We start from the raw sequence: 18,084 nt of genomic DNA on the forward strand, positions 1-18,084 counted from the left end.
AAATGCCGTCTGAAGGGGCCTTCAGACGGCATGGGAAGGCGGATATTATGCCTGTTTGTTCCAGCGTTCGATGGATTCTTTGATGACTTTTTTCGCTTCTTCCACATCGCCCCAAGATTCGACTTTGGTCGTACCCGCTTTTTTCAGGTCTTTGTAGTGGTTGAAGTGGAACTCGATTTGTTTGATCAGTTGCTGCGGCAAATCGGCCAAAGTTTTGTAGGCGTTGCCGTTGTTGCGGTCGTCGGCAGGAACGCAGACGATTTTGTCGTCAACTTCGCCGTCGTCAACGAATTTCATCACCCCGATAATGCGCGCTTCCAAGAATACGCCGGTTGCCAGAGGTTGTTCGGTAACAAGCAGCACGTCCAATTCGTCGCCGTCTTCGTCTAATGTTTGGGGAATGAAGCCATAGTTGGTCGGTTTGGCGAAGATGGCGGGTTCGACACGGTCGAGTTGGAATGCGGCCAGTTTGCGGTTCCATTCGATTTTGTGGTTGCTGCCGGCGGGGATTTCGTTGACAACGTTGATGATGCCGCCGTCCACGTCGCCCGGGGTCAGGATTTGGTTGAAGTCTGCCATTTGGTTTCCTTTATTTCTGAGGATTTGAACGGCAGGAGTATAGCAAACAAAAAGTTTGATGGAAACGCCGCCATGCCGTCTGAAAAGGGTTCCGGATATTTTCAGACGGCATTTTTCAAAGCCTACCCAAGCGTCTGCCTAATTCCAAAATCGCGCGCCTGTTGGATGGGGAAAATACTTTTTCCGCCGCTTCTTCCATATCGAACCAACCGTAGGAGACGTGTTCTTCGGGTTGCAGGGCGATGGGCGTATCGCGCGGGATTTCGGCAGAGAAGAGGTGTTCGCGGTTTTCAAACACGCCTTTTGGATAGCGGTGCCGCCAGTGGTGGTAGATTTCGTAAACCGTGCTGTCGTGCCAGTCTTGAAGCTGTCCTTCCGCCAGCAGTATGCCGGTTTCTTCCCAAACTTCGCGCCTTGCCGTTTGGGCAACGGTTTCCCCGGGTTCGAGGCTGCCGGTTACAGACTGCCAAAATCCTTTCGGATGCGTGCGTTCGATGAGGAGGATACTGCCGTCCCCGTCATGGAGTACGACCAGTGCGGAGACGGGATATTTGAGCGGTTTTACCATCAATGTCCTTTGGCGGTTTGATTGGGGATTCGGGCTTTTTGTTGTTTCCGTTGAAGATTGGGTTATACCGTTGCTGGAACCGGTCGGTACCTTTATCGGTGCAGGTTTCCCAATATATTTACACAGTTGTATTTTCCGTATCTTTATGGTTTCGGGCGAATCGTCAAATGCCCGACGTTGGGACGGATTATGAGAAATATCTGTCTGTTCCGTTTTGATAAGAATGAGGAAGCGATTATAGCAGCCTGCGACACCTGCCATAAATGCCGTCTGAACATTTGTTCCGATTCCGATAAATATCCCTCTGTGTCAAAAAGATAGGGAACGGTATTATCTTAAGGCTTGCCAAAGGGCCCGGCTAAAATTATAATTCGAAACTTATCGAGTCGGAGTGTGGCGCAGTCTGGTAGCGCACTTGCATGGGGTGCAAGGGGTCGAAGGTTCGAATCCTTTCACTCCGACCAAAAATTCCGAAAGCCGCTTTCAAAAGCGGCTTTTTTGCCGTCTGTATGATGTAGAGTACGCGGCGACAGACATTCAATGCCGTCTGAAATGGGAACATTCTAAAAACGGTCACATAGGAGGAACGGCAATGGGGAAGGGTAAATAATTATGTGGAAAATTTATAAAGAAAATAGCACCGACTTAAATTTTGCCATAGGCAGTATATATTGCCAAGCAATCAATCTTACCGAATTTAAAATGTGGGTCGAAAAAATCATAAGGGAAGTGGATTTGGATGAAATTCCAAATTATTTTTTTGATTTGATAGATTTTCAATCACTATACGATCTGATTGATATTATAGGATTTGTTCCCGAAAATAACTTATCAAAAAATCAGGATAATGCATTAACCGGTATTGCTTTTTTAAGGGGGATAGATGTCTACGACCCTCCCGTTTCAAAAGAAAAAGCGTTAAAAGCCTTAGAAAAACATCCTGAAATTTATCAGAGGTTTCAGCATTTCTTTCCATTTGTAGAACTGCCCCCGCTTTAAACAGTCAAAATGTCGTCTGAAGCGGTATTCGGCTTTCAGACGGCATTTTTGATATAAAGCGGATAACTAAAAGAGCGTTTGACGGCAAAGGAAAATCTAAAATACCAAATTACACTTGGCATCATCAAGATACAGGAAGGATGCAGCTTGTGCCTGAAGAAAAACATTCGCCGACCGGGCATATCGGCGGCAGGGCAATGGATAAAGGAAAATGATTATGGTGGGGCTTACACGGAACAATTGTGATGATTTGGGATTTGCTATATTGTGTTATGAGCGCAATGCAGCCGAGAAAAAAGAATTCTTGGATTGGTTATATGGAATTGTCAGAACTGTCCCTGTCGAAAGTTTTCCAAGGTATCTGATTGATTTAATAGATTGTTTGGAGTCAGATGATTGTTCCATAAGTATATATAATATTATTGGCTTTGTTCCAACTACCGATATGACTAAAAAGGAAAAAGATGCCGTATATGGCATTACCTATATGCGAAATCAGGAGTTTTACGATATTCCAATCACTAAGAAGAAGGCTTTGGAAGCTTTGGAAAAACATCCTGAGATTTATCATAAATTTAAACGGTTCTTTCCTTTTGTAGAGCTTCCGCTTCTTTAAAGGACAATATGCCGTCTGAAAAGTTTTCAGACGGCATTTTTTATTTCTTCCAGTAAGCAGGGGTGAGGAGGATGAGGACGGTAAAGATTTCCAGCCTGCCCAAAAGCATGACGGCTGCACAAAGCCATTTTTGCGTGCCGCTCAATACGGCATAACTGCTTGCGGGCCCGATTTCGCCCAATCCCGGGCCGGCATTGGTGATGCAGGCGATAACGGCGGTAAAGGCGGAGATGAATTCCATCCCGCTTGCCATCAGCAGGAAGCTGAACAGGATGGTGGTCATGAAGTAGATGAAGATGAAGGACATGACGGTCAGGGCAAGGCGGTCGGGTATGCTTTTGCCGGTTACTTTGACGGTGCGGACGGCTTTGGGATGCAGCTGTATCATCATTTCGCGCAGGCTGAATTTGAACAGGACGAGGGCGCGTATGTTTTTTATGCCTCCGCCCATCGAACCCGAACTTGCCAGTATGTTCGACAGGAAGAACATCCATAGTGAAACCATCAGCGGCCATTGGGAGAAGTCGGTATTGGAAAATCCGCTCGCCAGGCCGATGGAAACGAAGTTGAAAGACGTGTAGCGCAGGGCCTGCATGAAGTCGGGATAATAGTTTTTCTGCCACAGGTAAAGGGCGGAGATGAGGATGCTGCCGAAGAGGACAAGCAGCATGGTGCGGCATTCTTCATCTTTCCAGTAGGTCTTGAGGGAACGGTTGTTGAGTGCGGCAAAGTGGCTGGCGAAGTTAATCCCTCCCCATACGGTAAAGAACATGACGACCGATTCGATGACGGGGGAGTCGTAATAGGCGATGCTGTCGTTGTGTGTCGAGAAACCGCCGAGCGAGACGGCTGACAGGGCGTGGCAGAGCGCGTCAAACCAGCCCATCCCGGCCAGATGGAGGGAGGCAATGGCGGCAAGCGTGGTCAGTATGTAGGCAAACCAGAGTTTTTTGGCAACTTGGGAGATACGCGGCGCCATTTTATTTTCTTTGTCCAAGCCGGGGATTTCGGCTTTGAAAAGCTGCGTGCCGCCGACGCCGAGCATGGGCAGGATGGCGACTGCGAGGACGATGATGCCCATGCCGCCGAGCCAGTTGAGGAGGTGCCGCCAAAAGTTGACGGAAGGTGCGAGCGTGTCAAGGTGTGTGATGGTGGTTGCACCGGTGGTGGTCAGTCCGGACATGGCCTCAAAGAAGGCGTCGGTAAAGCTTATTTGGGGCAGGTAGAGGTAAATCGGGATGGCGGCAACAAAGGCAAAGGCAAGCCACAGCATCAGGACGAGGGTAAAGCCGTCCCTCGGACGCAATTCCCGCCTGAATCGCAAAGTGGATATCCAAACGGTGTAGGAACCGGACATGGTAATCAGGGCGGTGGTGAGGAAGGCGGAAAATGCGCCGTCCGAAAAGGCATAGGACAGCGCGGCCGGTATCAGCAGGATGACGGAAAACAGAAGTCCCAGCCTGGAGAGGACGTGTGCGGTTGGAAGGATCTTGTACATGGCGCGGCGGTTTTTATTTCATGATGCTTTTCCAGTCTATGCCGTTGGCGGCTTGGACTTGGGTAATTTCTTCCGTATCGAGGTTGACGGCGGTCAGTTGTCCTCCCCAGAGTGCGCCGGTGTCCAGCGAGATGACGCTGTCGGCATTCGTGTAGCCCAAGGAAGACCAGTGTCCGAAGATGATGGTATGGTCGAGGTTCTGCCGGTTCGGGGCTTTGAACCACGGGCGCAGGTAAAGCGGCATTTTTTTCACTGTGGATTTGTAATCGAAATCCAGTTCGTTTTTGAAGGTCAGGGCGCGCATCCGCGTGAATACGTTGACGATAAAGCGCAGGCGTGCGTAACCGTTTAAGTCCTCGTCCCATGCGGTCGGTTTGTTTCCGTACATTTTGGAGAGGAATTTAACGTATTTTTTGCCGCGCAGTTCATCTTCGGCTTCTCCGGCGAGCGATTCGGCCTGGTCTATACGCCACTGCGGCAGGATGCCGGCGTGTACCATGACGCGGCCGCCGTCACGTATCAACAGCGGTTGAGCACGCAGCCAGTCGAGCATTTTTTTCCCGTCGGGGTGTTTGAGTATGGGTTCTATCGTGTCGCTGCGCTTGGTACCGGCTTCTCCGCAGCCGACGGCAAGCAGGTGCAGGTCATGATTGCCGAGGACGATTTGCACGCTGTTTTCGTGTTCCATGCAAAATTGCAGCGCTTCGAGGGATTTCGGGCCGCGGTTGACAATATCACCCGTCAGCCAGAGGGTGTCTGTACCGTGGTTGAAACCGATTTTGCCGAGCAGTGCGGTCAGTTCGTCGAAGCAGCCTTGTATGTCGCCGATTGCGTAATGTGCCATTGCGTGTATCGTGAAGTGGAAAAGTGTTTCGGTTCGGACGGCATGGCCTTGAAATATCATGCCGTCTGAACGGGAAGGGCGGTTATGCGTTTAGGACGAGTACTGCTTCGGCTTCGACCTGCACGCCTTTGGGCAGCGAGGCAACGCCGACGGCGGCACGGGCGGGGAACGGCTCGGCGATAAATTCCGCCATGACTTCGTTGAAAACGGCGAAGTTGGCAAGGTCGGTCAGATAGGCGTTGAGTTTGACGATGTCGGCCAGCGTGCCGCCTGCGGCCTCGGCGACGGCTTGCAGGTTTTTAAAGACCTGGCGCGCTTCGGCGCGGAAGTCGCCGTTGCCGACAACAGTCATGGTGGCGGGATCGAGTGGGATTTGACCGCTCATGTAAACGGTGTCGCCCGCGCGCACGGCTTGGCTGTATGCGCCGATGGCGGCAGGGGCTTTGTCGGTGTGGATGATGGTTTTGGCCATGATTTTCTCCTGAAACGGATGTGTGTGAAAGGGAAACGCGGTGTTGAGGATTATCGTACAAAACCGTCTGCTTGTGTAGTTTCAGACGGCATGGATGTTGAAAACAAAACCGCCGAAGGGTTTGGCGGTTTTTAGTTTTTTCCTCCCGGGTTTCTTCATAAAAAACACTGCAACAAATCGTTTAAAAACAACCGTCCCTGCTCGGTCGGACGGAATACGGTCGGGTCGGTTTCCAGCAAGCCTTTTTGTCTTGCCGTTTCGATTTGCGCCATGATTTTGGCGGCGGGTACGCCTGTGCGTTCCTGCAACATCGCGGCGGGTACGCCGTCGGTCAGGCGCAGGGCGTTCATCATGAATTCGAACGGCAAATCTTCGGCGGCGACGGTTTTGCGTTCGACGGCTTCACTCGGTTGGCTTTGCATTAAGGCGAGGTAGTCGTTGGGACGGCGGCGGCGGACGGTGCGTTCGATGCGGTCGGGATAGGAGATTTTGCCGTGCGCGCCCGCGCCTATGCCTAAATAATCTCCGAACTGCCAGTAGTTCAAATTGTGGCGGCACTGCATGGCGGGTTTCGCAAAAGCCGATGTTTCGTAGTGGATAAAACCCGCGCCTTCCAGCGCGCCGTGTACCGCGTCTTCGATGTCGAGCGCCGCTTCGTCTTGCGGCAAACCTTTCGGCGGCGTGTGGCCGAATGGCGTGTTCGGCTCCATGGTCAGATGATACGCGCTGATGTGGGTTGCGCCCGTGGCGATGGCGGTTTGTACGTCGTTTAAGGCCGTCTGGACGGTTTGGTTCGGCAGGGCGTACATCAAGTCGATATTGACTTTATCAAATAATTTCAGGGCAGTATCGATGGCGGTTAAGGCTTCCTTGCCGTTGTGGACGCGCCCCAACCGCGCAAGCATATCGTCGTTGAAACTCTGCACGCCAATAGAAAGCCGCGTGATGCCTGCGTCTTTAAATCCCTGAAACTTTTCGATTTCAAACGTACCCGGATTGGCTTCCAAAGTAATTTCCGCTTCGGGCTGCAAGCGCAACAGCGAACGCACGCCGCTCAACAAACGGTCAATCGATTCCGCCTGAAACAGGCTGGGCGTACCGCCGCCGAAAAATATTGTTTCCACCGGTCTGCCCCAAATATTGGGCAATTCGAGCTGCAAATCGGTCAGCAGCGCGTCGATATAGGCGGCTTCGGGCAATCCGCTTTTCAGGCTGTGGGAATTGAAGTCGCAATACGGGCATTTTTTGATGCACCACGGGATGTGGATGTAAAGCGATAGGGGCGGCAGAGCGGTGAGTCGGGTGCGGTTTGGAAAGGAAATAGTGTGCATGGTGTGGTTCGGAAAAGTAGACAATGCCGTCTGAAGGCGGTTCAGACGGCATGGGTTCAGCCGAGCAGGGTAAGCAGTTCGGCTTCGCTGAGGACGGAAACGCCCAAGGCATTGGCTTTTTCCAGCTTGCTGCCTGCGGCTTCTCCGGCGACGACGTAATCGGTTTTTTTGGAAACACTGCCGGAAACTTTGCCGCCTGCAGCTTCGATTAGGGCTTGGGCGTGGTCGCGTTTGAGGGTGGGCAGGGTGCCGGTTAATACGAAGGTTTTGCCTGCTACGGCTTCATTGAGGCAGTCCCACGGGGAGGCTGCGCACTCTGAAACTGTTTCTTCTTGATTTTTAGACGGTGTTTGAGAGAAGAAGGTTTTCAGGTTTTCGAGCAGGGCAGCGTTTTGTGGTTCGCTGTGCCACGCCTGCCAGTCGGCAGGGAGGGCTTTGTCGGTTTGCAGGCCTTCTATGCTTTTGCCGGCGAGTTCCCATAAGGCTTGGGCTTTGTTTTCGCTGATTTTGAAACCGGGCAGGCGGGCAATCCAGCGTTGCGGCTCGGCGTGGCGGGCGGGCGGGATGGTAACGGCTTGGGTTTGCGGGGCAACGCCTGCGGCGAGCAGCTCGTCTATCATCGCCTGCTGCGCGTCTTGGGTGAAGAAGTGGGCGATGGAGCGGGCGACGACGGTGCCGATGTCGGGTAGGCAGGCGAGAATGGGTTCGGGCGCGCAGCGGACGTGTTCCAGCGATCCGAATGCCTGTGCTAGTGTTTTGGCGGTACGTTCGCCGACGTGTCGGATGCCGAGCGCGAACAGGAAGCGGGCGAGTTCAGGTGTTTTGCTGGCTTCTATGCCTGCGAGGATGTTTTCCGCCCACTTGGTCGGCTGTTTTTTGCCGTTTTGGGTATTGGATTCAGATGGGTCGACTGAAACCGTTTCTGCGTCGCTGTTTTCGTTTTCAGACGACGCTTTATCCGCCGTTTCCTTCATTTTTTGCAAGGTCGGGATGTCGAGACGGTAGAGGTCGGCGAAGTGGCGGACGAGGTCTTGGGCGACCAGCTGCTCGATTTGTTTTTGACCGAGTCCGTCGATGTCCATCGCTTTGCGCGAGGCGAAGTGGATTAAGCCTTGCGCGCGTTGCGCCTGACAAAGCATGCCGCCGCTGCATCGGGCGACGGCTTCGCCTTCTTCGCGTTCGATTTCGCTGTGGCAGATGGGGCAATGGGTCGGCAGGCGGTAGGGCTTGTGGAGCGGAACGGATTGGGTTTGGTTTACAGCCGGTGCTTCGGCAAACAGGTCATCTTGTTGGTATTTGATGCCGTCTGAAAGTCCCGTAACGTCGGTTTCCTGCATCGGGCGGCGTTCGAAAATCACGCGCACGACTTCGGGAATCACGTCTCCGGCACGGCGCACGACGACGGTATCGCCGATGCGCACGTCTTTGCGCGATACTTCGTCCTGATTGTGCAGGGTGGCGTTGGTTACGGTGACGCCGCCGACGAATACGGGTTGCAGGCGGGCGACGGGGGTAACCGCGCCGGTGCGCCCGATTTGTACATCTATGGCTTCGACGACGGTCAGGGCTTCTTCGGCGGGGAATTTGTGGGCAATTGCCCAGCGCGGCGCGCGGGAGATGAAGCCGAGTTCGCGCTGTTGCGCCAAGCTGTTGACTTTGACCACCATGCCGTCGATTTCGTAGGGTAGGGCGGGGCGTTTTTGCTGCATTTGTTCGTAAAATGCCAATACTTCGTCGATATTTTTGAAACAGCCGAAATTGCCGTTAGGCAGGCTGAAGCCGAGTTCTTGGAAATAGGCGAGTTCTTGGATGTGTTCTTCCGCGACGAAACCGCCTTGCTGGCGGGCGACGGAGTAGGGGAAAAAGTGCAGTTTGCGTTGCGCGGTAATACGCGAATCGAGTTGGCGCAGGCTGCCGGCGGCGGCGTTGCGCGGATTGGCAAAGGGTTTTTGCCCGTTTTCGGCTTGGCGTTTATTGAGAGCGGCAAAATCGGCTTTTTGCATCAGCACTTCGCCGCGTACTTCGATGAGTTCGGGCGTATTTTCGCCGTGCAGCCGCAGAGGAATGTTGGCGACGGTTTTGACGTTTTGGGTAACGTCTTCGCCTGTGGTACCGTCGCCGCGTGTTGCCGCCTGCACCAATACGCCGTCGCGGTAGAGCAGGCTGATGGCGAGGCCGTCGAATTTGGGTTCGATAATGTATTCGGGATTGCCGCCGTTCAAGCCGTCGCGCACGCGTTGGTCGAAAGCGTACATTTCGGCATGGTCGAACACGCCGTTTCCATCTTGCGGGGAGAAGGCGTTGGTCAGCGACAGCATCGGCACTTCGTGGCGCACTTCGGCAAATCCCGCCAAAGGCTCGCCGCCGACGCGCTGGGTCGGACTGTCGGGCAGTTTGAGCTCGGGATGGTTTAACTCCAACGCTTCGAGTTCGCGGAATAATTTGTCGTATTCGGCATCGGGTACGCTGGGCGCGTCGAGGGTGTAGTATTCGTAGGCGTAGCGGTTAAGGAGGTCGGTGAGGCGGCGGATGTGTTGTGCGGTCGGGTTCATGGATTCGTACAGGTTCAGACGGCATGGACAAATGCCGTCTGAACGGTAAAACGTGTTGGAAATGGTCGGATTTTACAGGAAAACAAAAGGCGGATACACCGTTGCCGATGCATCCGCCTTTGAGGTTTTGGATTTATGAGAACAGGCGCAATGCGGTTTTTCCTCCGGGCTGGATACCGACTTTGAGCATTTCCTCCTGACGTGCCAAAACGTAGGTGCGTACGTCTTTAAGCCATTGGGTAGATACTTCTTCCATTTTATCGTTGACCAAATTGAGGTTCAGTTGGCCGGACAGTCGGACTGCCAAATCCATAAAGAGGTCGTCGAAAGTTTTTTCGCCTGCCGGGGAGTGCGGAATATCGAGCAGCATACTGAAGCCTTTATAGGATTGGTTGTCCAAAAGGGCGTTGGTAAACGGCTCGTTGTTGAGTGCGCAGATGGAGAACATGGTCGAACCCGCCTTGTCGGTATAGTGGAATACGCCGTCTTCTCCGAGTGTGAATCCTACGCCCGATACGGCGGAACGCAACTCTACGCCGCTGATGCTGGTAGGGGAAACCAAATGGATGGCGATGGTCTGGTCGACACGGGCGCAGAACGCATCCAGCGCGGAAGCCACTTCGGTAAAGGCGGCAAGGTCGGTATGCAGTGTTTGGCCGCCGATACTCTGCGCAAACGCATCCACCTGACGGTTGAAGTCGGAGAGCTCTTCTTGCGAGGCGAGCCCGTTGCGGCTGACCGCTTGGATGCCGACGATGAAGGCTTGGTAGCGGATGCCGGGGATGGGTTCGGCAACTTGGAAGTGGTCGTCCATGGTGCAACCGATGATTTGGTAGCGGTGGCGGTTGGAGAGGCGTGGCAGTGCGTGAAGTTCTTTGGCTTCTGTCAGCGCGATATAGGAAATGAAATCGAAGCGCACATCAAACCAGGGTAATTCGACTTTTGACAGTTCTTTGAGCGTAATCAGTGGTTTTGCAGGTGTTTGCGGAACGGGTGCAGGGTTTGCGGCCGCACGGACGGGTTGCGGGGCAGAAGGTTCGGCCGAGAATTTTGAAACGGGTTGGACGGGCGTGCCGATAATGCCGTTTTCCTCCAGGACGGTTTCGATTTCGGTTTTGAACGGGGATGCTTTTGCCTGTTTCTGTTTGGCGACGTAGACGGCATCCTGTTCTTGGAGGTTCCTCAGGGCGGGGTCTTGGGGTTTGGCCGGTTTTTTAACCTCGGTGTGCGGTTTCTGCATCATGCCCGAATTTCCGGACGGCTGGCCGTCGCGGACGTGGCTGGTTTTGCTGTTGAGCAGGGCATCTTTGTCGGAGTGTCCGAACTGGTCGCGTACTTTTTTGCGGTATTGGTTTTCCTGATACATGTTGTAGGCGACAACGGCGAGGACGACGGCTAGAAACAGTACGATGTAAATCATGGCAATCACTTGTTAAATTTCGGGATGCAGGATGCGCAAAGTGCGGCGCTGCGGTTAAATCGGGTTTGCGTTTTCGGCATTGTGCCTGAACGGTCTGTCATAATGTTTGAATTATAACGAAAATCGAAGTGTCTGGCAGCAGTGTGTCGAAATAAGGGGGGATTTTCTGCAACACTGTATGAAATATGTGGTCTTCAGACGGCATTTCTGTTTACGGGAAAGCCTTTTTGCCGGATTCTTTGCCAGTCGAAAAAATATCCGGGATCTGTTTTCCGGCCGGGTGCGATGTCCTGATGTCCGGTTATTGCGGCAACGGGGTAGCGGCGGCAGAGTGCTTCCAACAATGTTTCGAGCGAACGGTATTGTGCTTCGGCAAAAGGTTCGAAATCGCAGCCTTCCATTTCGATGCCGATAGAAAAAGCGTTGCATTTTTCCCTGCCGCCGAATGAAGATACGCCGGCATGGTATGCCATATTGTCGCAGGAAACGAATTGTACCGTTTCTCCGTCGCGTTTGATTAAGAAATGGCTGGATACGCGCAAAGTGTGTATCAATCCGAAAAACGGGTGGTCGTTCGGGTCTAGGCGGTTGGTAAAAAGCTTCTCAACCGCATCCGTACCATATTCGAACGGCGGCAGCGAGATATTGTGCAATACGACAAGGGAAACCTCTTCTTTGGACTCCCTCGGGCCGAAATTCGGCGACGGAATGTGGCGCACGCTTTGCAGCCAACCGTCCTGCCAGGGTGCTGTAGCGGGATTGTCCATGATGTCCTTCCTGTCTTATGGGGTAATTTGGGTTATACTGTCGCCGAAATTTTAAGATGTATTCCGATATTGGGAATCCTACCATGTTGAGAAAATTGTTGAAATGGTCTGCCGTTTTTTTGACCGTGTCGGCAGCCGTTTTTACGGTATTGCTTTTTGTTCCTAAGGATAACGGCAGGGCGTACAGGATTAAAATCGCCAAAAACCAGGGTATTTCCTCGGTTGGCAGGAAGCTTGCCGAAGACCGCATCGTGTACAGCAGGCACGTATTGATGGCGGCGGCCTATGCCTTAGGCGTGCATAACAGGTTGCACACGGGTACGTACAGACTGCCTTCGGAAGTGTCGGCTTGGGATATTTTGCAGAAAATGCGCGGCGGCAGACCGGATCTGGTTACCGTACAGATTATCGAAGGGTCGCGCTTTGCCCATATGCGCAAAACAATCGACGGTACGCAGGACATCGAACACGATACCAAAGGGTGGGGTGATGAAAAATTGATGGCCGAAATCGCACCGGACGCGGTTAGCAGGAATCCGGAAGGTCAATTTTTCCCCGATAGTTACGAAGTTGACGCGGGTAGCAGCGACTTGCAGATTTACAAAGCCGCATACAAGGCAATGCAACGCCGCCTGAATGAGGCATGGGAAGGCAGGCAGGACGGGCTGCCCTATAAAGACCCCTACGAAATGCTGATTCTGGCAAGCCTGATTGAGAAGGAAACCGGGCACGAAGCCGACCGGGCCCATATTGCTTCCGTTTTCGTCAACCGGCTGAAAATCGGTATGCGCCTGCAAACGGATCCGTCTGTTATTTACGGCATGGGTGACGCATACAAAGGCAAAATCCGAAAGGCGGACCTGCGTCGCGATACGCCGTACAACACCTATACGCGCGGCGGGTTGACGCCGACCCCGATTGCGCTGCCCGGTAAGGCGGCGCTTGATGCGGCCGCCCACCCGTCCGGTGAAAAATACCTTTATTTTGTTTCTAAAATGGACGGTACGGGTTTGAGCCAGTTCAGTCATGACTTGACCGAACACAACGCCGCCGTCCGCAAATATATTTTGAAAAAATAAACCATGCCGTCTGAAAAGTTTGTGTTTTCAGACGGCATACCCTTGTTGGGAAAACCAATATGAAGCCTCAATTCATCACTTTGGACGGTATAGACGGAGCCGGAAAATCCACCAACCTTGCCGCCATCAAGGCATGGTTTGAACGGAGGGGACTGCCCGTCCTGTTTACGCGCGAACCGGGCGGTACGGCGCTGGGAGAGGCATTGCGCGAGATTTTGCTCAATCCGGCAACCAAAGCAGGTTTGCGTGCGGAAACCCTGATGATGTTTGCCTCACGTATGCAGCATATCGAGGAAGTCATCCTGCCCACGCTTTCAGACGGCATACACGTCGTATCAGACCGTTTTACCGACGCAACCTTTGCCTATCAGGGCGGAGGACGGGGAATGCCGTCTGAAGACATTGAAATATTGGAACATTGGGTGCAGGGCGGTTTGAAACCGGATTTGACCCTGCTGTTGGATGTGCCGCTGGAAGTATCGATGGCGCGTATCGGACAGTCGCGTGAGAAAGACCGGTTCGAGCAGGAACAGGCGGATTTCTTCATGCGTGTGCGCAGCGTTTATCTGAACCGTGCCGCAGCCTGCCCGGAACGTTACGCCGTTATTGACGGCAACCGCAGCGTGGAAGAAGTCAGAAATAGCATAGAAAAGGTGTTGGACGGGCATTTCGGATATTGATGGCGGATTTGAAGCAAGAAGGCCCGCCTCAGCAAAAAATCAGATGGTTGTACCGCCTATCAAAATAGCGGTATGCGCCAAACCTTGGTCATGATAGAATTACACGCAGTTACAAGGCAGGAAGCGTGGGAAATATCGACGAACCGCCCGTAACCCGATGTCTCGAAAGTGTTTCGGACAGTCCGATTCAAATTTCTTTCTCACAACAGGATTGATACATGGAAAACTCATTGAAAGAAGCCGCCCTGCAGTTCCACGAATTCCCCGTGCCGGGCAAAATCTCCGTTACCCCAACCAAATCTCTGGCCACGTCTAAAGACTTGGCGTTGGCGTACTCTCCGGGCGTAGCTGCTCCTTGTATGGAAATCCATGCCGATCCGCAAACTGCCTATAAATACACTGCCAAAGGCAATTTGGTTGCCGTGATTTCCAACGGTACCGCCGTTTTGGGCTTGGGCGATATCGGTGCACTGGCCGGTAAACCCGTGATGGAAGGTAAAGGCGTATTGTTCAAAAAATTCGCCGGCGTTGATGTATTTGATATCGAAATCGATGAAAAAGACCCGCAAAAACTGGTAGACATCATCGCTTCTTTGGAACCGACTTTCGGTGGTATCAACCTCGAAGACATCAAAGCGCCTGAGTGCTTCTATATCGAACGCGAATTGCGCAAACGTTGCAAAATCCCTGTATTCCACGACGACCAACACGGTACCGCCATCATCACTGCCGCCGCAGTATTGAACGCTTTGCGTCATACCGGCCGTAAAATCGAAGAAGCGACTTTGGTGTGTTCCGGCGCAGGTGCGGCCGCGATTGCCTGCTTGAACCAATTGCTGGATTTGGGTTTGAAACGTGAAAACGTGACCGTTTGCGACTCCAAAGGCGTGATTTACAAAACCCGCGAAGACAAAGACCGCATGGATGAGTCCAAACAGTTCTACGCCATAGAAGACAACGGTCAACGCGTATTGGCCGATGCCGTCAAAGGCAAAGACATCTTCTTGGGCTTGTCCGGTGCAAACCTGCTGACGCCTGAAATGTTGAACACCATGAATGCCAAACCCATCGTGTTCGCTATGGCTAACCCGAATCCGGAAATTCTGCCGCCGCTGGCAAAAGAAACCCGTCCGGACGTGGTTATCGGTACTGGCCGTTCAGACTTCCCGAACCAAGTGAACAACGTATTGTGCTTCCCGTTCATCTTCCGCGGTGCGTTGGATGTCGGTGCAACGACCATCAACGAAGAAATGAAACGCGCCTGCGTGTATGCGCTGGCAGATTTGGCGATGGAAGAAGTAACCGAAGAAGTGGTTGCCGCTTACGGTAAGAAATTCGAATTCGGCGCGGAATACCTGATTCCGACCCCGTTTGACTCCCGCCTGCTGCCTCGCGTTGCTACGGCTGCCGCCAAAGCAGCGATGGAAAGCGGCGTGGCAACCCGTCCGATTGCAGATTTGGAAGCTTACGCTGCCAAGCTGAGCGAATGGAAGCTGTAATACGCTGAGTGTAAAAATGCCGTCTGAACCATTTTCAGGCGGCATTTTGCTGTCAGATTGATAAATGAAAGATACTGGAAAATGAAAGAGATGGAACCTGTCCGTTATCATATTGGCGATATGCCCGAGACTTCAAAACAAACCGCCCCCGTCATGACGACAGGGCAGTGGGTGTTGACGATGATTGTTTTCATGATTCCTTTGGTCAACATCATTATGCTTTTTGTTTGGGCGTTCGGCAGCGGCAACCCTAACCGTGCCAATTTCTGTAAAGCTCAGTTGCTTATTTACCTTGTTGGTTTGCTTATCGGTTTGATTTTCGTATTACTTATAGGTGGATCTGCATCGGGTACGCATTATTAATGTACCGGCTGATTCTGCTTTGAAGATTTGTATCGAGTATGCCGAATTGTTTCAAATTTCATACCGTTATCGAACGGCATTGGCAACGCCCTAATGCTTTACTGTCTTTTTTCCTCAAACCGCTGTCGTTGCTGTTTGCCCGAATAGCGGCGAAACGGCGTGCGGATTTTTTGTCGGGACGTAGGAAAAGTGAAAAACTGCCCGTGCCTGTGGTTGTGGTCGGTAATATCCATGCCGGCGGTACAGGAAAAACGCCGATTGTCGCCGCGCTGGTGTCGGGTTTGCAGGAAAAGGGCGTCAAGGTCGGCATCATCAGTCGAGGCTACGGGCGCAAGAGCAAGGCGGGTCATGTATTGAATGCCGAGAGCCGAGCGGAAGATGCAGGCGACGAGCCTTTGCTGCTGTTCCGCAAAACCGGTGCGCCGACGGCGGTGGGCAGCAGCCGTGCGGAGGCAGGCAGGGCGTTGCTGGCGGCGCATCCCAACATCGGGCTGATTGTGGCGGACGACGGTTTGCAGCATTACGCCCTGCGGCGGGATGTGGAAATCGCGGTGTTTCCGGCGGCGGATACAGGGCGTACGGATTTGGACTTGCTGCCCAACGGTAATTTGCGCGAACCTTTGTCGCGGCTGGATTCGGTGGATGCGGTCGTTGTCAGCGGCGGCAAGGTGGATGCGTCGTTTATGCCATCTGAAAATATGTTTCACAGCCGTATCGAAACGGGACAAATTTACCGTTTGAACCGGCCGTCCGAAATACTGGACACGGGCCGTCTGAAAAATCAAACCGTCGCCGCCGTGGCAGGCATCGCCAAGCCGGAGCGTTTTTTCGATTCGTTGCGGAGCATGGGCATCACCTTGAACCAAACCGTCGCGCTGCCCGACCACGCCGATATTTCGGCGGCAGATTTGCCCGATGCGGACGCGGTGATTATTACGGAAAAGGATGCGGTCAAGTTTTCAGACGGCATCGGTTTGAACCATGTATGGGTATTGCCCGTTTGTGCGATAATCGAACCTGATTTATCGGATTTTGTGTTTGAGCAGCTGGAAGGAGTGCTAAAGGCTGTCTGAAAGCACAGTTTGGGCGAAGTGATAACGGACTGGAATAAGAACGTCCTATGCCACCATTCCCGAACAGGCAGGAATCCGGACACCGGATTCTAAAAATGTTTATAAATTTCATAAATTAACAACGCTTGTATTTCCGATATTAAAGGATTGAATATGAAGCTGAAAACCCTGTTATTATCTTTCGCCTCTTTGGCATTGTGCGCCGGCGCGTTTGCCGCTCCGCCCAGCGACGCCTCGCTGGAGCGTTGGTTGGATACGCAGAATTTCGACCGGGATATAGAAAAAAATATGATTAACGGCTTCAATGTCGGATTTAAACCGTATGCGGACAAAGCCCTTGCTAAAATACCTGAAGCGAAAAAAGATCAGGCGGCAGAAGCCTTTAATCGTTATCGTGAGAATGTTTTGAAAGATTTGATCACGCCCGAAGCGAAACAGGCTGTCCGCAATACTTTATTGAAGAATGCTGCTGAGATATACACGCAAGAAGAAATTGACGGCATGATTGCCTTTTACAGTTCGCCTGTCGGGCAGGCAGTCGTTGCCAAAAATCCGCATTTAATCAAGAAATCGATGAGCGAAATAGCGGTATCCCAGACTGCATTGGCAGAGAAAATCGCGCAAAATCATCTGCCTGAGTTTACAGAAGAGTTGCGGCGCATCATCTGCGGCGGTAAAAATCCTGATGCAGGCTGCAAGCAAGCCGGACAGGTTGGGAAAAGGCATCAGAAATAAATGATAGCCGTCTGAAATATTACAGAGGGCATCCGATTGATTAAACCATCAAACCCGAAAGAAACCCCATGGAAAAAAAATTCTTAGACATCCTCGTCTGCCCCGTTACCAAAGGCAGGCTGGAATATCATCAGGACAAACAGGAATTGTGGAGCCGTCAAGCCAAGCTGGCGTATCCGATTAAAGACGGTATTCCCTATATGCTGGAAAACGAAGCGCGAGCGTTGAGCGAAGAGGAACTCAAAGCATGACCGAATTCGTCGTATTGATTCCGGCGCGGCTGGATTCATCGCGCCTGCCCGGAAAAGCCTTGGCGGATATTCACGGCAAACCGATGGTCGTGCGCGTTGCCGAACAGGCGGCAAAAAGCAAGGCGGCGCGCGTCGTCGTTGCTACCGATCATCCCGATATTCAGACGGCCTGTCAGGCGCACGGCGTCGAAGTCATCATGACTTCAAACCGGCACGAAAGCGGCACGACCCGCCTTGCCGAAGCCGCCGCCGCGCTGAAACTGCCGCAACATCTGGTGGTCGTCAACGTACAGGGCGACGAGCCGCTGATTGCCCCCGAACTCATCGACCGCACTGCCGAAGTCTTAGTGGAAAACAACGTACAAATGGCGACCGCGGCGCACGAATTGCACGATTTCGACGAATTTATGAATCCCAACGTCGTCAAAGTTATCCTCGATAAAAACCGCAACGCCATCTACTTCAGCCGCGCCCCGATTCCCTATCCGCGAGAAGCCATGCGCGCTGAAAAACGCGAATTGCCCGCCGAAACCGCCGTCCTGCGCCATATCGGCATCTACGCCTACCGCGCCGGTTTCCTGCAACGTTACGCCGAAATGAGCGTTTCGCCGCTGGAAACCATCGAATCACTGGAACAACTGCGCGTCCTGTGGCACGGCTACCCGATTGCTGTCGAAACCGCCAAAGAAGCCCCTGCCGCCGGCGTAGATACGCAGGAGGATTTGGACAGGGTTCGCGCTGTATTTCAGACTATATAA

Annotated in this window: 19 protein-coding genes, 1 tRNA gene and 1 pseudogene; 12 read left to right on the forward strand and 9 right to left on the reverse strand. The window is 52.7% G+C overall.

The features are described from left to right. Window positions 1-45: 45 nt before the first annotated feature. Entirely contained in the window at window positions 46-579 is a 534-nt protein-coding gene (locus tag DQM57_RS01505) for an inorganic diphosphatase (RefSeq protein ID WP_111726453.1), read from the reverse strand. A 115-nt stretch (window positions 580-694) separates the two neighbouring features. Continuing rightward, a complete protein-coding gene (gene nudB, locus DQM57_RS01510) occupies window positions 695-1,147 on the reverse strand; it encodes a dihydroneopterin triphosphate diphosphatase (RefSeq protein ID WP_111726455.1) in 453 nt (150 codons plus the stop codon). Between the two features lie 387 nt (window positions 1,148-1,534). On the opposite strand from nudB, the gene DQM57_RS01515 reads away from it, so the two are divergent. The 4 genes and pseudogenes from DQM57_RS01515 (at window position 1,535) to DQM57_RS01530 (ending at window position 2,762) form a co-directional block, all read left to right on the forward strand. Continuing rightward, window positions 1,535-1,611: transfer RNA gene (locus tag DQM57_RS01515), tRNA-Pro, on the forward strand. A gap of 148 nt (window positions 1,612-1,759) precedes the next feature. Then, window positions 1,760-2,146: a hypothetical protein gene (locus DQM57_RS01520; protein WP_002214225.1), complete on the forward strand. Its 387-nt coding sequence runs from the start codon at window positions 1,760-1,762 to the stop codon at window positions 2,144-2,146. 86 nt (window positions 2,147-2,232) lie between these two features. Continuing rightward, window positions 2,233-2,361: pseudogene (locus tag DQM57_RS10020) on the forward strand (HNH endonuclease); the annotation flags it as partial. 2 nt (window positions 2,362-2,363) lie between these two features. After that, the gene (locus tag DQM57_RS01530; protein ID WP_111726457.1) at window positions 2,364-2,762 is read left to right on the forward strand and encodes a hypothetical protein; all 399 of its coding nucleotides are present in this window, start codon (window positions 2,364-2,366) and stop codon (window positions 2,760-2,762) included. Window positions 2,763-2,802: 40 nt separating this feature from the next. Here the strand turns inward: DQM57_RS01530 and DQM57_RS01535 are convergent, their stop codons facing one another. From DQM57_RS01535 to ampD, 7 genes are all read right to left on the reverse strand, one after another. Beyond that, window positions 2,803-4,260 carry a TrkH family potassium uptake protein gene (locus DQM57_RS01535; protein WP_107959991.1) on the reverse strand — a complete coding sequence of 486 codons (1,458 nt, stop codon included), beginning with the start codon at window positions 4,258-4,260 and terminating at the stop codon, window positions 2,803-2,805. Between the two features lie 13 nt (window positions 4,261-4,273). After that, window positions 4,274-5,104 carry a symmetrical bis(5'-nucleosyl)-tetraphosphatase gene (locus tag DQM57_RS01540; RefSeq protein ID WP_111726459.1) on the reverse strand — a complete coding sequence of 277 codons (831 nt, stop codon included), beginning with the start codon at window positions 5,102-5,104 and terminating at the stop codon, window positions 4,274-4,276. An 82-nt stretch (window positions 5,105-5,186) separates the two neighbouring features. Then, window positions 5,187-5,576: a RidA family protein gene (locus DQM57_RS01545; protein WP_111726461.1), complete on the reverse strand. Its 390-nt coding sequence runs from the start codon at window positions 5,574-5,576 to the stop codon at window positions 5,187-5,189. 155 nt (window positions 5,577-5,731) lie between these two features. Next, window positions 5,732-6,907 carry a radical SAM family heme chaperone HemW gene (hemW, locus tag DQM57_RS01550; RefSeq protein ID WP_231992115.1) on the reverse strand — a complete coding sequence of 392 codons (1,176 nt, stop codon included), beginning with the start codon at window positions 6,905-6,907 and terminating at the stop codon, window positions 5,732-5,734. Window positions 6,908-6,963: 56 nt separating this feature from the next. After that, window positions 6,964-9,459 carry an NAD-dependent DNA ligase LigA gene (ligA, locus tag DQM57_RS01555; protein WP_111726465.1) on the reverse strand — a complete coding sequence of 832 codons (2,496 nt, stop codon included), beginning with the start codon at window positions 9,457-9,459 and terminating at the stop codon, window positions 6,964-6,966. 133 nt (window positions 9,460-9,592) lie between these two features. Continuing rightward, on the reverse strand, window positions 9,593-10,879 hold the full coding sequence (locus DQM57_RS01560) for a cell division protein ZipA C-terminal FtsZ-binding domain-containing protein (RefSeq protein ID WP_111727602.1): 1,287 nt from the start codon (window positions 10,877-10,879) through the stop codon (window positions 9,593-9,595). A gap of 194 nt (window positions 10,880-11,073) precedes the next feature. Next, window positions 11,074-11,646: a 1,6-anhydro-N-acetylmuramyl-L-alanine amidase AmpD gene (ampD, locus tag DQM57_RS01565; RefSeq protein WP_111726466.1), complete on the reverse strand. Its 573-nt coding sequence runs from the start codon at window positions 11,644-11,646 to the stop codon at window positions 11,074-11,076. A gap of 83 nt (window positions 11,647-11,729) precedes the next feature. On the opposite strand from ampD, the gene mltG reads away from it, so the two are divergent. The 8 genes from mltG to kdsB all read left to right on the forward strand — a co-directional run bounded on the left by mltG (window position 11,730) and on the right by kdsB (window position 18,084). Beyond that, window positions 11,730-12,725, forward strand: coding sequence for an endolytic transglycosylase MltG (gene mltG, locus DQM57_RS01570; protein ID WP_111727603.1), 996 nt, complete (start codon window positions 11,730-11,732; stop codon window positions 12,723-12,725). 59 nt (window positions 12,726-12,784) lie between these two features. Continuing rightward, window positions 12,785-13,405 carry a dTMP kinase gene (gene tmk / locus DQM57_RS01575; protein ID WP_111726468.1) on the forward strand — a complete coding sequence of 207 codons (621 nt, stop codon included), beginning with the start codon at window positions 12,785-12,787 and terminating at the stop codon, window positions 13,403-13,405. Between the two features lie 218 nt (window positions 13,406-13,623). Continuing rightward, window positions 13,624-14,904, forward strand: coding sequence for a malic enzyme-like NAD(P)-binding protein (locus DQM57_RS01580; RefSeq protein WP_111726470.1), 1,281 nt, complete (start codon window positions 13,624-13,626; stop codon window positions 14,902-14,904). Window positions 14,905-14,985: 81 nt separating this feature from the next. After that, entirely contained in the window at window positions 14,986-15,267 is a 282-nt protein-coding gene (locus tag DQM57_RS01585) for a hypothetical protein (protein WP_111726472.1), read from the forward strand. A gap of 38 nt (window positions 15,268-15,305) precedes the next feature. Beyond that, window positions 15,306-16,340, forward strand: a complete 1,035-nt coding sequence (gene lpxK, locus DQM57_RS01590) for a tetraacyldisaccharide 4'-kinase (RefSeq protein ID WP_111726474.1) — start codon at window positions 15,306-15,308, stop codon at window positions 16,338-16,340. Between the two features lie 153 nt (window positions 16,341-16,493). Beyond that, a complete protein-coding gene (locus tag DQM57_RS01595) occupies window positions 16,494-17,075 on the forward strand; it encodes a DUF2059 domain-containing protein (RefSeq protein WP_167395509.1) in 582 nt (193 codons plus the stop codon). 68 nt (window positions 17,076-17,143) lie between these two features. Then, the gene (locus DQM57_RS01600) at window positions 17,144-17,326 is read left to right on the forward strand and encodes a Trm112 family protein (protein ID WP_002221286.1); all 183 of its coding nucleotides are present in this window, start codon (window positions 17,144-17,146) and stop codon (window positions 17,324-17,326) included. After that, window positions 17,323-18,084 (forward strand): 3-deoxy-manno-octulosonate cytidylyltransferase, encoded by a 762-nt coding sequence (gene kdsB, locus DQM57_RS01605; RefSeq protein ID WP_111726478.1) that lies wholly within the window; start codon window positions 17,323-17,325, stop codon window positions 18,082-18,084. Before DQM57_RS01600 ends, kdsB begins: the two co-directional genes overlap by 4 nt.

The organism is Neisseria cinerea (assembly GCF_900475315.1).
GTDB lineage: Bacteria > Pseudomonadota > Gammaproteobacteria > Burkholderiales > Neisseriaceae > Neisseria > Neisseria cinerea.